This is a genomic window from Streptomyces sp. NPDC029526, assembly GCF_040637405.1.
In the GTDB taxonomy this organism is placed as follows: Bacteria; Actinomycetota; Actinomycetes; order Streptomycetales; family Streptomycetaceae; genus Streptomyces.
In genome coordinates, this window is sequence record NZ_JBEZWE010000001.1 from 713,877 (window position 1) to 727,044 (window position 13,168).

Below are 13,168 nucleotides of genomic sequence, written 5' to 3' on the forward strand. Positions count from 1 at the left end.
GATCGAAAGTCAAGGCTTGGCAAGCCCTGACCGCCGCATGTTTTCACTTCTTGAACGGAGCCCTGCACATAAGGCCACCTTGTCCGCTCACCTGAGCGGCGATGCCCACCTCTGTTTTCGCTCGATGAACGATCATCGAATGGCACTGAGTGCCATTCTTTCCAGAAGTGCAGCCGCTCTAGATCCGCTCATCTGAGCGCACCCCTTATCAAGGGTGGCGAGAATCACGCTGCCACACCGGCCGGCATTTCACCATGCGGACCCGCACGGCGCCCCGGCTGAACGTTCCGGTCGGCGCGCCCGTACGGAACGGCGGCGGACCCGGACCCCCACGCCGGGTCCGCCCCTCCAACCGAGTTCCGCACGGGTACGGAAGGACCTCCGGGTGCCTGGCTACACACGCTCGCTCCGGCCACATCGCACGACCGACGGGGACGGAGGGAAGGAGCGGCCCGAGGCGCCCGACGGCACCCGGGAGCCGGGCACCGGCCGGGAGCCGGGCACCGGCCGGGAGCCGGGCACCGGCCGGGAGCCCGACGGTGACCGGGGGGCCGACGGCCCCGCCGAGCGGGGAGCGGGCCTGGAGGTCGAGAGCGCCGACGCGCGGGAAGCGGACCAGCGGGCCGAAAGCACCGACGCGCGGGAAACGGACCAGGAGGCCGCGAGCGCCGACGCGCGGGGAGCAGGCCGGGAAGCCGGGCCCGCCGAACCGGAGGAGAGCGCGTCGGAGGGAGCCGGGCCCGGCTCGGGGGATGGCCGTCCGGCCGAACCCGACGCAGAAGGGGCCCGTCCGGCCGAACCCGGCTCAGATGAGCACGGTCCGGACGGACAGGGCCCCCTCGCTCCCGGTCCGGCCGTCCACATCCCCGTTGCTCCCGGTCCGGTTGGCCAGCGTCCCGCCGCTCCCGCGCCGGACGCCACCGGTCCGGACACCTCCGGTCCGGACACCTCCGGTCCGGGCGCCGTCGATCCGGGCGCCGTCGATCCGGGAGCCGCCGGTCCGGACGCGCAGGACGCGGCCGAACCCAGCCCCGGGGGCCCTGATCCGGCCGACACCGGCCCCGCCGACCCCGACCGCCCCCGTCGTCCGGCCGACACCGGCCCCAGCGACCCCCGTCCGGCCGACTCCGCCCCCGACGCCGCCCGGGACGGTGCCGATTCCGGCCCGGACGCCCCTCGCCGCACCCACCCGGAGGACCCGGCTCCCGCCCCGACCGAACTCGCTCCCACCCCGGAGGACCCCGCTCCGGCCCCGGAGGCCGCCGGCCGGCAACCGGCGGACGCGCCGCCCGGCCGCTTCGCCCGGTGGCGCCGGGACCGGCCGCGTGCCGCCCGGAACCTGCGCCGCACGGTGCACGTCCTCGCCGCCGTGCTCGTCGTGGGTGCCCTGCTGCTCCCCGACACGGGCGGTGCGCTGCGCCCCAACCGGTTCACCCGGATCCCGGCCGAGGCGGTCGTCGGCGCGGCGCTGCTGCTCGCCCTCCCCCGCCGGCCCCGGACCGTCGTGGCCGCGCTGTGCGGTACCGGCATCGGACTGCTGACCGTGCTGAACCTGCTCGACATCGGGTTCGAGGAGTACCTGGGCCGGGGCTTCAACCTCGTGCTCGACTGGGAACTGCTCGACGACGCCCACGCCTACGTCGCGGACACCCTGGGCGGTGCCGCCGCCGCAGCCGCGTCCGTCGGCGCGGTCGTCCTGGTGCTGCTGGTGGTGGCCGGCACCGCGCTGGCCACCGTCCGTCTCGGCGCCCTGCTGGACCGGCACCGTCCCCGCGCCACCCGGGGCACGCTGATCGCGGGCACGGCGTGGATCGCCTGCACCGCGCTGGGCGTGCAGATCGCCGGTGTGCCGGTCGCCTCCGACCGGGCCGTCGACACGGTGCGGAGCCAGGCCGACCGGGTCGCGGACACCCTGCGCGACGAGGCCGCGTTCGCCCGGGAGTCGCGGTCGGACACCTTCGGGGCGACGCCCCCGGACCAGTTGCTGCCGGACCTGCGGGGCAAGGACGTCGTCCTCGCGTTCATCGAGAGCTACGGCCGCAGCGCCGTCGAGGACCCGGCCATCGCCCCCGGCGTCACCCGCACCCTGCGGGCGCGCACCGAGGCGCTGGCGAAGGCCGGGTACCGGGCGCGCAGCGGCTGGCTGACCTCCTCCACGTACGGCGGCAGCAGCTGGCTCGGCCACTCGACCGCGCTGTCCGGCCTGTGGATCGACAACCAGCAGCGCTACCGCACCGTCACCACCGCCGGTGACCACCTCACCCTCACCGAGGCGTTCCGCCGGACCGGCGCCTGGGACACGGTCGGGGTGATGCCGGGCGTGCAGAAGGCGTGGCCGGAGGCGGAGTGGTACGGCCTGGAGAAGGTCTACAACGCCTTCCAGCTCGGCTACCGGGGACCGAAGTTCAGCTGGTCGACGATGCCCGACCAGTACGCGCTGGAGGCGTTCGAGCGGCTGGAGCACGGCAGGGAACGCGACCGGCCGCTGATGGCGGAGATCATCCTGACCTCCAGTCACCAGCCCTGGGCGCCACTGCCCGAGCTGGTCGACTGGGAGGACCTCGGCGACGGCTCCGTCTTCGAGGCGATCCGGCAGGCGGGCGAGGACCCCGGCGACCTCGTCACCGACTCCGCGAGATCCCGGCGTGCGTACGGCAGGTCCGTCTCGTACTCGGTCGAGAGCCTCACCCGGTGGCTGGAGCGCTACGGCACCGACGACACCGTGCTGGTGTTCCTCGGCGACCACCAGCCGATCGCCCGGGTCAGCGGCAGCGGCGCGAGCCGGGACGTGCCCGTGTCGGTGGTCGCCAAGGACCCGGAGGTGCTGGAGAAGATCGCGGACTGGAACTGGACCGAAGGGCTCACCCCGGCGAAGGACGCCCCGGTGTGGCGGATGGACGCCTTCCGCGACCGCTTCCTGACCGCCTACGGCTCCACCCCGCACCCCACCGCCGGGTGACACGGCCGGCGCCACGGCCCGCTGCACGGCCGGAGCCGCGCCCCGGTCGCTCACGGTCGCGACCCGGCCGCGACCCTGACGCGACCAGGCCGTGACCTCGGACGACACCCCGTGCCAGGTCCCGCCGACGCGCCCGCCCACTGGACGGAACACCCTGTTCCGCGCGCGTTCCTCTTGCTAGCGTGCCGCGCTACGCAAAGAAAATGACCAAGGAACCGTGATCATGTCCAATCCTTCCCGTGAGCAGTGGGGGAGCCGCGCAGGTTTCCTGTTCGCCGCGATCGGATCGGCGATCGGGCTCGGCAACATCTGGCGCTTCCCCGCCGTTGCCTACGAGAACGGCGGCGGGGCCTTCCTCCTGCCGTATCTCGTCGCGCTGCTGACCGCTGGCATCCCGTTGCTGATCCTCGAATACTCGATCGGCCACAAGTACCGGAAGTCGCCCCCGGCGGCCTTCCGGCAGATCTCCCGGCCCGCGGAGGCGATCGGCTGGTGGCAGGTCGCGATCTGCTTCGTGATCGCCGCCTACTACGCCGTCATCATCGCCTGGGCGGTCCGGTACATCGGCTACTCCTTCGGCGAGCAGTGGGGCGACGACGCCAACGCCTTCTTCTTCGGCGACTTCCTCCAGGCCGCCGACGCGCCCGGCTTCGTCTCCGACTACGTCGGCGGGGTGCTCTGGCCGCTGATCGCGGTGTGGGCGGTGGTCCTGGTCATCCTGGCGCTCGGCATCCGCAACGGAATCGAGAAGGCCAACAAGTTCTTCATCCCGCTGCTGGTGGTCTTCTTCGTCGTCCTGGTGGGCCGCGCGCTCACGCTCGACGGTGCGGGCAAGGGGCTGGACGGGCTGTTCCGGCCGGACTGGTCGGCGCTCGGCGACGGCAGCGTGTGGGTCGCCGCGTACGGGCAGATCTTCTTCTCGCTCTCCATCGGCTTCGGCATCATGATCACGTACGCCTCCTACCTGCGGAGGCGGGCGGACCTCACCGGCACCGCGATGGTCGCCGGATTCGCCAACAGCGCCTTCGAGATCCTCGCGGGCATCGGCGTCTTCGCCACCCTCGGCTTCATGGCCGCGGCCCAGGGCGTCGGGGTCGACGAGGTCGCGAGCTCCGGCATCGGCCTGGCGTTCATCGCCTTCCCGACGGTCATCTCGCAGATGCCGATGGGCGCGCTGTTCGGCGCGCTGTTCTTCGGCTCGCTGGTGATCGCCGGTCTGACCTCGCTGATCAGCATCGTGCAGGTGGTCATCGCCGCCGTGCAGGACCGCACCGGCATGCGCCGGGTCCCGGCGGTGCTGGGCGTCGGCGGGGCCATCGCCCTGGTGTCGATCCTCCTCTTCCCGACCGACAGCGGCATCTACCTGCTGGACGCGGCCGACCACTTCATCAACCAGTACGGCGTCGCGCTCGCCGCGCTGGTCGTGCTCGTCGTCATCGGCTGGGTCCTGCGCCGCCTGCCGGCCTTCCAGCAGCACGCCAACGAGGCCTCCGCGATGCGGCTCGGCCGCTGGTGGCTGATCTGCCTGGGCATCGTCACCCCGCTGGTGCTCGGCTGGATGATGGTCGACAGCCTGCGTGCGGAGTTCTCGGAGAACTACGAGGGCTACCCGACCTCGTTCCTGCTCTGGGCCGGCTGGGGTGTCGCCGCCGGGGCGGTGATCGTGGCCGTGATCCTCAGTCTGCTGCCCTGGCGCTCCGCCGGCGCCGAGCCCGTCGAGGAGGCGGGCGTGGGGGTCGGCTCCGGCTCCGCGGCGATCGAAAAGGAGGAGAACTGATGTCGACGAGTGCGATCATCATGCTGATCGTGGCCATCGTGATCGTCTGGGGCGGTCTGGTGGGCGCCATCGTCCACCTGCGCCGGCACCCCGAGCGTCCCGAGGACGACGGGCCCACGGCCGAGCCGACGGCCTGAACCGCCCGGTGACCCCCGTACGGCTCCGCTCCCGCCCGGAGCGGAGCCGTACGGCAACCGGCACACCGCCCGGCCGGCCCGGCACACCGACCGGCCGGCCCGGCACACCTCCTGCCGGCTCGGGCACACATACGGGCGACTCGGGCGCACCCACGGCCGGCCCGGCACCCCGCCCAGCAGGTCCGCCGTACCCCCGGCCGCCCGCCGCGCCCCCGCCCGGCCGCCCGCCGCGCCCCCGCCCGGCCCGCCGCCCCGCCGGGGCGGTGCCGCTCAGCCGCCCGAGGTGTCCAGTTCGGCCTCCTCGCCGACGCCCGCGCAGTCGTACGGGTCGTTCAGCCAGCCGTCCGGCAGCACCACCCGGTTGTTGCCGGAGGTGCGCCCGCGGGGACCGTCGGCGCCCGTCGGCCAGGGCTGGTCGAGGTCCAGTTCGTCGAGCCCGGCCCGCAGTTCGGCCAGCGAGGACGTGACCGCCAGCCGACGGCGCATCTCGGAGCCGACGGCGAAACCCTTGAGGTACCAGGCGACGTGCTTGCGGAAGTCGGTCACCCCCCGGGTCTCGTCGCCCATCCACTCCCCGAGCAGGGTGGCATGCCGGACCATCGCGTCGGCGACCACGCGCAGCCCGGGGCGCACCGCCTCGTGGGGGCGGCCCTCGAAGGCGGCCACCAGGTCCGCGAACAGCCACGGCCGGCCCAGGCAGCCGCGCCCCACGACCACGCCGTCGCAGCCGGTCTCCCGGACCATCCGCAACGCGTCCTCGGCGCACCAGATGTCGCCGTTGCCGAGGACCGGGATCTCCGGGACGTGCTCCTTCAGGCGGGCGATGGCGTCCCAGTCGGCCGTGCCGCCGTAGTGCTGGGCGGTGGTGCGGCCGTGCAGGGCGATCGCGGTCACGCCCTCCTCGACGGCGATGCGCCCGGCGTCCAGGTAGGTCAGGTGGTCGTCGTCGAGGCCCTTGCGCATCTTCATGGTGACCGGCAGGTCCCCGGCCCCGGCGACCGCCTCGCGCAGGATGGCGCGCAGCAGGTTCCGCTTGTAGGGCAGGGCGGAGCCGCCGCCCTTGCGGGTGACCTTGGGGACCGGGCAGCCGAAGTTGAGGTCGATGTGGTCGGCGAGGTCCTCGTCGACGATCATGCGGACGGCCTTGCCGACGGTCGCCGGATCCACGCCGTACAGCTGGATCGAGCGCGGGGTCTCGCTCGCGTCGAAGTGGATCAGCTGCAGGGTCTTCTCGTTGCGCTCGACCAGCGCCCGGGTGGTGATCATCTCGCTGACGAACAGCCCCTTCCCCCCGCTGAACTCGCGGCACAGGGTACGGAAGGGGGCGTTGGTGATCCCGGCCATGGGGGCCAGCACGACCGGCGGCGACACCGTGTGCGGGCCGATCGCCAGGGTGGATCCGGGGGCGGCGGTGGGCGTGGGCATTCCCCCATTGTCACGCATCCGGCCCGCTGCCCGGCGCGCTGCCCGTGCATCAGCCATTAGTTAGGCGCACTATTGATGCGTGCGTACGATGGGGTCCATGCCCGAGCTCAGCCCGCGCCGCCGGCTCCTGGTGCTCGCGATCTGCTGCATGAGTCTGCTGATCGTGAGCCTGGACAACACCGTGCTGAACGTCGCGCTGCCGGCGCTCCAGCGGGAGTTCGACGCGAGCACCGCGGGCCTGCGGGCCTGCAGTGGACCATCGACGCCTACACCCTGGTCCTGGCGTCGCTGCTGATGCTGGCGGGCTCCACCGCCGACCGCATCGGCCGCAAACGGGTCTTCAGCGCGGGCCTGGTGGTCTTCACCCTGGGCTCGGTGCTGTGCTCCCTCGCCCCGAGCCTGGAGGCCCTCATCGCCTTCCGCATGGTGCAGGCGGTGGGCGGTTCGATGCTCAACCCGGTCGCCATGTCGATCATCACCAACACCTTCACCGACCCGCGCGAACGGGCCCGCGCGATCGGCGTGTGGGGCGCGGTGGTCGGCGTCTCGATGGCCGCCGGCCCGCTCGTCGGCGGTCTGCTGGTGGAATCGGTCGGCTGGCGCTCGATCTTCTGGGTCAACGTGCCCGTCGGCCTCGCCGCGCTCCTGCTGACCTGGCGCTTCGTCCCCGAGTCCCGGGCACCCCGGGCCCGCCGCGCCGACCCGGTCGGACAGCTGCTGGTCATCGCCCTGTTCGGGACGCTGACGTACGCGATCATCGAGGCCCCGCACGCGCCGCTGTCCACGGTCGCCCCCATCGCCGTCGTCTCCCTGGCCGCCCTGGCCGGGCTGCTGTACCACGAGCCGCGCCGCCACGAACCGCTGATCGACCTGCGGTTCTTCCGCTCCGCGCCGTTCAGCGGGGCCACGGTGATCGCGGTGTGCTCGTTCGCCGCGCTGTCCGGCTTCCTGTTCCTGTCCACCCTGTACCTGCAGAACGTGCGCGGGCTGAGCGCCCTGGAGGCGGGGCTGTGGATGCTGCCGCTGGCCGCGCCGACGTTCCTGTGCGCCCCGCTGTCCGGGCGGCTGGTCGGCAGCCGCGGGCCACGCGTGCCGCTGCTGATCGCGGGCGTGGCGATGACGGCGAGCGGGCTGCTCTTCGCCCTGTTCGAGGCGGAGACGTCCGACGGCACGCTGTTCGCGGGCTACGTCCTGTTCGGCATCGGCTTCGGCTTCGTCAACGCCCCCATCACCAACACCGCCGTCTCCGGGATGCCCCGGGCGCAGGCGGGCGTGGCCTCGGCGGTGGCGTCCACCAGCCGGCAGCTGGGGGGCACGCTCGGCGTGGCGGTGGTCGGCGCGGTGCTGGCGGCGGGCGTGGGGTCGTCGTCGTACGCGGACGCCTTCGTGTCCGCGGCGGGGCCCGCCTGGTGGGTCCTGGCCGGGTGCGGGCTGGCGGTGCTGGTGGTGGGCGCGCTGACCTCGGGCCGCTGGGCGCGCGCGACGGCGCTGCGCACGGCCGAGCGGCTGGAGTCGGCGGAGATCCGCGAGGCGGCGGGGGCGGGACGCTGACCGCGCCGGGCCCGACTCCCGCCCCGCGTACCCCTGTTGATGTTGGTCTTGCTGCACACTCCTTGTCGTCCCCGCTCGGTCCCCCGGGCCGGGGACGTGGCACGCCCCCGGCCCGGGGACGTGCCGGGTCGAGACCCGCACGCGGATGCCGGAGCCGTCATGACGCAGACCGACACGAGCAAGGTCAGCCGCTGGGACCAGCACGGGCGTGAGCACGTCGTGCGCGTCCGGCGCACCGGAGTGCAGCGCACCATCCGCTGCGACACCTGCGGCTGGCGCAGAGGGGCGCAGTTCCTGCCCTGGCTGAAGGCCGAGGAGCACCTCGCCGAGGCCCACCAGGCCACGGTGGACCCGACGGCGGCCTGAACCCCGCCCGGCGGCCCCTCGCCCCGCCCTGCACCGCCCGGCGGGGGCGCAGCCGCGCGGACCCCGCGCCCGCCGGCCGCCCCCGGCGGGCACGGCGGGCCGGAAACGCCGGAACGCCGGGCCCCGGAGTGATCCGGGACCCGGCGTTCCCGCCGGTCAGGCGGTGGGGCGGGGTGATCAGGCGCCGACGAGGCGGGTGGCCAGGTAGCCCTCGATCTGGTCCAGCGAGACGCGCTCCTGCTTCATGGTGTCGCGCTCGCGGACGGTCACCGCGTTGTCGTCCAGGGTGTCGAAGTCGACGGTGACGCAGTACGGCGTGCCGATCTCGTCCTGGCGGCGGTAGCGGCGGCCGATGGCGCCGGCGTCGTCGAACTCGATGTTCCAGTTCTGCCGCAGGGTCTGGGCCAGGCCCTTCGCCTTGGGCGACAGGTCCGCGTTGCGGGACAGCGGCAGCACGGCGACCTTCACCGGGGCGAGGCGGTGGTCGAGGCGCAGCACGGTGCGCTTCTCCATCTTGCCCTTGGCGTTGGGCGCCTCGTCCTCGACGTAGGCGTCCAGCAGGAAGGCGAGCATCGCCCGGCCGACACCGGCCGCAGGCTCGATGACGTACGGCGTCCAGCGCTCGCCGGCCTCCTGGTCGAAGTAGGAGAGGTCCTGGCCGGAGGCCTTGGAGTGCGCGCCGAGGTCGAAGTCGGTGCGGTTGGCGACGCCCTCCAGCTCGCCCCACTCGCTGCCGCCGAACTGGAAGCGGTACTCGATGTCAGCGGTGCGCTTGGAGTAGTGGGAGAGCTTCTCCTGCGGGTGCTCGTACCACCGCATGTTCTCCTCGCGCAGGCCGAGACCGGTGTACCAGTTCCAGCGCTGCTCCATCCAGTACTCCTGCCACTTCTCGTCCTCGCCCGGCTTGACGAAGAACTCCATCTCCATCTGCTCGAACTCGCGCGTGCGGAAGATGAAGTTGCCGGGCGTGATCTCGTTGCGGAAGGACTTGCCCATCTGGGCGATGCCGAACGGCGGCTTCTTGCGCGAAGCGGTCTGCACCTGGGCGAAGTTGGTGAAGATGCCCTGGGCGGTCTCGGGACGCAGGTAGGCGACGGAGCCGGAGTCCTGGGTCGGGCCGAGGTGGGTGGACAGCAGGCCCGAGAACTGCTTGGGCTCGGTGAACTGGCCCTTGTTTCCGCAGTTGGGGCAGTTGACGTCCGCCAGGCCGTTCTCCGGGGCGCGGCCCTTCTTCTCCTCGTACGCCTCCTCCAGGTGGTCCGCGCGGAACCGCTTGTGGCAGGCGGTGCACTCGGTGAGCGGGTCGGTGAAGGTGGCGACGTGGCCGGAGGCGACCCACACCTCCGGGGCCAGGATCACGGACGAGTCGAGGCCGACCACGTCCTCGCGCGACGTCACCATGTAACGCCACCACTGACGCTTGAGGTTCTCCTTGAGCTCGACACCGAGGGGCCCGTAGTCCCAGGCGGCACGCTGGCCGCCGTAGATCTCACTGCAGGGGAATACGAAGCCACGGCGCTTGCTCAGGCTGACGATGGTGTCGATCTTGTCGGCGGCCACGGTGCTCTCTTCATTACGACGACGGTGACTGACTGGTGCGGCGCGAGGCGCCTCGGTGGGGATCCTGGTCAGGAGACGGGCTCGGCGAGGCGCGATTGCTTCCAACGAAGCTCTCAGGCTACCGGCGTGGCCTGCTCCGGGACCAATTCGGCCCCCGTTCACGGGCCTCACGTGCGTTGTTGACAACGGTTTCCATCATCATTGAAAATGACTGTCATGAACGTACGACGACTCATACCGACGGCCGCGGTGACCGCCGTCACCTTTCTCGGCCTCGGCACCCTCTCCGCCTGCGCCGGTGACAGCGCGGCGGTGGGCAACACCGACAAGTTCGACGTCGTCGCGTCGTTCTACCCGATGGCGTTCCTCGCCGAGCGGATCGGCGGCGAACACGTGAACGTCACCACTCTCACCCAGCCCGGCCAGGAGCCGCACGACCTGGAGATCAGCGCCAAGCAGACCGCGCAGCTCCAGGAGTCCGACGCGGCCCTCTTCCTCAAGGGACTGCAGCCCTCCGTCGACGAGGCCATCGGCCAGGCCGAGCTGAAGACGAAGATCGACGCGGCGACCCTGACGTCCCTGCGCGTCCACGGTGACGACCACGACCACGGCCACGGCGACGAGCACGAGGACGAGCACGGCCACGAGGACGAGCACGCCGAGGACCACGGTCACGACCACGAGGGCGGCAAGGACCCGCACGTCTGGCTCGACCCGGTCAAGTACGCCGAGGTCGCCGAGGGCGTCGGCGCGGCCTTCGCGAAGGCCGACCCGGACCACGCGGCCGACTACCGCGAGAACACCGAGGCCCTCGTCGCCGAACTGGGCGAGCTGAACGGCCGCTTCGAGACCGGGCTGAAGAACCGCGGCACCGACGTCTTCATCACCACCCACGCCGCCTTCGGCTACCTTGCCGACCGCTACGGCCTCACCGAGGAGGCCATCAACGGCCTCGACCCGGAGTCCGAGCCGAGCGGTGCCCGCGTGAAGGCACTGGAGCGCACGGCGAAGGCCGAAGGCGTCACCACCGTCTTCTACGAGACGCTGGTCAGCGACCGGACCGCCAAGACCCTCGCCACCGACGCCGGGCTGCGCACCGACGTCCTCGACCCGATCGAGGGCATCACCGACGCCTCCCGCGGCGAGGACTACTTCCAGGTCATGGACGCCAACCTCGCGGCCCTCAAGAAGGCCCTGGGAGCGAAGTGACCGTCCGACCACCGGAGGACGCCATGCCCGAGCCCGTGATCTCCCTGCGCGGTGTCCACGCCGAGCTGGGCTCCCGCCCGGTGCTGCGCGGCATCGACCTCACCGTGCGCCGCGGTGAGGTCGTCGCCCTGCTCGGCGCCAACGGCTCCGGCAAGTCCACGGCCGTGCGCAGCATCATCGGCCAGGTGCAGCCCGGGGCCGGCGAGATCGAGCTGTTCGGCACCCCGCGCCGCCGCTTCACCGACTGGGCCCGCGTCGGCTACGTCCCGCAGCGCACCACCGCCGCGGGGGGCGTGCCGGCCACGGTCACCGAGATCGTCTCCTCGGGCCGCCTGGCCCGCACCCGCTTCGGCCTGTTCCGCCGGTCCGACCGCGAGGCCGTGCGCCGCGCGCTCGACCTGGTCGGACTGGCGGACCGCGCGAAGGACTCCGTCGACGCCCTCTCCGGCGGCCAGCACCAGCGGGTGCTGATCGCCCGCGCGCTCGCCGCCGAACCCGAACTGCTGATCATGGACGAGCCGATGGCGGGCGTGGACCTCGCCAGCCAGGAGGTGCTGGCCGCGACCCTGCGCCACCAGGTCGCCGAGGGCGCCACCGTCCTCCTGGTCCTGCACGAACTGGGCCCGCTGGAGCCGCTGATCGACCGCGCGGTGGTGCTGCGCGACGGCTGCGTGCTCCACGACGGCCCGCCGCCGAAGGCCGTCGGCCAGCACGCCCTGCCGGGCCACGACCACGTCCACCCGCACGCCCCCGCGGGTGCCGAACCGATCCGCACGGGACTGCTGAGCTGAATCCGATGGACATCCTCGACTACGCCTTCATGCAGCGGGCGCTGCTCGCCGCCGTCCTGGTCGGCATCACCGCCCCCGCCGTCGGCATCTACCTCGTCCAGCGCCGCCAGGCCCTCATGGGCGACGGCATCGGCCACGTCGCCATGACCGGCGTCGGCCTCGGCTTCCTGCTGTCCTGGTCCCCGGTGTGGATGGCGACGCTGGTCTCCGTCCTCGGCGCCGTCCTGATGGAGCTGATCCGCTGGTACGGCCGGACCCGTGGTGACATCGCGCTCGCGATGCTCTTCTACGGCGGCATGGCCGGCGGCGTCATGTTCATCAACCTCGCCCCGACGGGCTCCAACGCCAACCTCACCTCGTACCTCTTCGGCTCCCTGTCGACGGTGTCCTCCTCCGACGTCACCGCGATCAGCTTCCTCGCCGCGTTCGTGATCCTGGTCACCGTCGGGCTGCGCCGCCAGCTGTTCGCGGTCAGCCAGGACGAGGAGTTCGCCCGGGTCACCGGCCTGCCGGTGCGCCTGTTGAACCTGCTCACCGCGATCACCGCCGCGGTGACCGTGACGGTCGCGATGCGGGTGGTGGGCCTGCTGCTGGTCAGCGCGCTGATGGTGGTCCCGGTCGCGGCGGCCCAGCAGCTCAGCCGCAGCTTCGCCGCCACCTTCGCCATCGCTGTCGCGATCGGGGTGAGCGTGACCATCGGCGGCACGGTCACCTCCTACTACCAGGACGTGCCGCCCGGCGCGACGATCGTGCTGCTCACCATCGGCGCGTTCATCGTGCTGACCGCCCTGGCCACGCCGCTCGCCCGGCGCCGGGCCCGTGCCGCCGCGGCCGCGCGGCCGGCCGGGGAACCGGCCGAGTGCGCCATTCCGGCCAGCCGGGCGAGCGGCGACGGCGCAGGCGTCTGACCGCCCGGAAGCCCGACTGGCACAATGGCCGGGCAGGCAGTGCAGACGTGAGGAGGCAACCGGTGACCACCGCTGGACCGCCCGTGAGGGGCCGCGCCACTCGGCAGCGCGCCGCCGTGGCGGCTGCGCTTCTGGAGGTCGACGAGTTCCGCAGCGCTCAGGAACTCCACGACATGCTCAAGCACAGGGGCGACTCGGTGGGACTGACCACGGTCTACCGCACCCTGCAGTCCCTCGCCGACGCCGGCGAGGTCGACGTGCTGCGCAACGCCGAGGGCGAGTCCGTCTACCGGCGCTGCTCGACCGACGACCACCATCACCACCTGGTCTGCCGCACCTGCGGCAAGGCGGTCGAGGTGGAGGGTCCGGCCGTGGAGAAGTGGGCCGAGGGTGTCGCCGCGGAGCACGGCTTCGTCGACGTGGACCACACGGTGGAGATCTTCGGCACCTGCGCGGAGTGCGCGGCGGCCTGCGCGGGCTGACAG

10 protein-coding genes and 1 pseudogene are annotated in these 13,168 nt (G+C 72.5%); 9 read left to right on the plus strand and 2 right to left on the minus strand.

All coding sequences use genetic code 11. The annotated features are described in order from the left end of the window. The first annotated feature begins 862 nt into the window (after window positions 1-862). From AB0F01_RS03145 to AB0F01_RS03155, 3 genes are all read left to right on the plus strand, one after another. Entirely contained in the window at window positions 863-2,959 is a 2,097-nt protein-coding gene (locus AB0F01_RS03145; RefSeq protein WP_362090213.1) for a CDP-alcohol phosphatidyltransferase, read from the plus strand. A 223-nt stretch (window positions 2,960-3,182) separates the two neighbouring features. Further along, a complete protein-coding gene (locus AB0F01_RS03150) occupies window positions 3,183-4,736 on the plus strand; it encodes a sodium-dependent transporter (protein WP_362089373.1) in 1,554 nt (517 codons plus the stop codon). Beyond that, window positions 4,736-4,873, plus strand: coding sequence for a methionine/alanine import family NSS transporter small subunit (locus tag AB0F01_RS03155; protein WP_362089375.1), 138 nt, complete (start codon window positions 4,736-4,738; stop codon window positions 4,871-4,873). The genes AB0F01_RS03150 and AB0F01_RS03155 overlap by 1 nt, the downstream gene beginning before the upstream one ends. A gap of 270 nt (window positions 4,874-5,143) precedes the next feature. Here the strand turns inward: AB0F01_RS03155 and dusB are convergent, their stop codons facing one another. Beyond that, entirely contained in the window at window positions 5,144-6,298 is a 1,155-nt protein-coding gene (dusB, locus tag AB0F01_RS03160; RefSeq protein ID WP_362089376.1) for a tRNA dihydrouridine synthase DusB, read from the minus strand. Between the two features lie 97 nt (window positions 6,299-6,395). Between dusB and AB0F01_RS03165 the strand changes: the two are divergent. Further along, a pseudogene (locus AB0F01_RS03165) lies at window positions 6,396-7,849 on the plus strand (MFS transporter). 159 nt (window positions 7,850-8,008) lie between these two features. Continuing rightward, a complete protein-coding gene (locus tag AB0F01_RS03170) occupies window positions 8,009-8,215 on the plus strand; it encodes a hypothetical protein (protein WP_362089378.1) in 207 nt (68 codons plus the stop codon). A gap of 177 nt (window positions 8,216-8,392) precedes the next feature. Here the strand turns inward: AB0F01_RS03170 and AB0F01_RS03175 are convergent, their stop codons facing one another. Beyond that, the gene (locus AB0F01_RS03175; protein ID WP_362089380.1) at window positions 8,393-9,775 is read right to left on the minus strand and encodes a glycine--tRNA ligase; all 1,383 of its coding nucleotides are present in this window, start codon (window positions 9,773-9,775) and stop codon (window positions 8,393-8,395) included. 216 nt (window positions 9,776-9,991) lie between these two features. Here AB0F01_RS03175 and AB0F01_RS03180 point away from each other — a divergent pair, with 216 nt between their 5' ends. From AB0F01_RS03180 to AB0F01_RS03195, 4 genes are all read left to right on the plus strand, one after another. Then, the gene (locus AB0F01_RS03180) at window positions 9,992-10,984 is read left to right on the plus strand and encodes a metal ABC transporter substrate-binding protein (protein WP_362089382.1); all 993 of its coding nucleotides are present in this window, start codon (window positions 9,992-9,994) and stop codon (window positions 10,982-10,984) included. A gap of 23 nt (window positions 10,985-11,007) precedes the next feature. Then, window positions 11,008-11,775, plus strand: a complete 768-nt coding sequence (locus tag AB0F01_RS03185; protein WP_362089384.1) for a metal ABC transporter ATP-binding protein — start codon at window positions 11,008-11,010, stop codon at window positions 11,773-11,775. Between the two features lie 5 nt (window positions 11,776-11,780). Beyond that, on the plus strand, window positions 11,781-12,683 hold the full coding sequence (locus AB0F01_RS03190; protein WP_362089385.1) for a metal ABC transporter permease: 903 nt from the start codon (window positions 11,781-11,783) through the stop codon (window positions 12,681-12,683). Between the two features lie 62 nt (window positions 12,684-12,745). Next, a complete protein-coding gene (locus tag AB0F01_RS03195) occupies window positions 12,746-13,165 on the plus strand; it encodes a transcriptional repressor (RefSeq protein ID WP_362089387.1) in 420 nt (139 codons plus the stop codon). The last annotated feature ends 3 nt before the right edge of the window (window positions 13,166-13,168 follow it).

Bases quoted from the DNA above. Each gene is read 5' to 3' on its own strand.
- AB0F01_RS03150 (WP_362089373.1), top strand. From the start codon at position 3,183: ATGTCCAATCCTTCCCGTGAGCAGTGGGGGAGCCGCGCAGGTTTCCTG.
- AB0F01_RS03155 (WP_362089375.1), top strand. From the start codon at position 4,736: ATGTCGACGAGTGCGATCATCATGCTGATCGTGGCCATCGTGATCGTC.
- dusB (WP_362089376.1), bottom strand. From the start codon at position 6,298: ATGCCCACGCCCACCGCCGCCCCCGGATCCACCCTGGCGATCGGCCCG.
- AB0F01_RS03170 (WP_362089378.1), top strand. From the start codon at position 8,009: ATGACGCAGACCGACACGAGCAAGGTCAGCCGCTGGGACCAGCACGGG.
- AB0F01_RS03180 (WP_362089382.1), top strand. From the start codon at position 9,992: ATGAACGTACGACGACTCATACCGACGGCCGCGGTGACCGCCGTCACC.
- AB0F01_RS03185 (WP_362089384.1), top strand. From the start codon at position 11,008: ATGCCCGAGCCCGTGATCTCCCTGCGCGGTGTCCACGCCGAGCTGGGC.
- AB0F01_RS03190 (WP_362089385.1), top strand. From the start codon at position 11,781: ATGGACATCCTCGACTACGCCTTCATGCAGCGGGCGCTGCTCGCCGCC.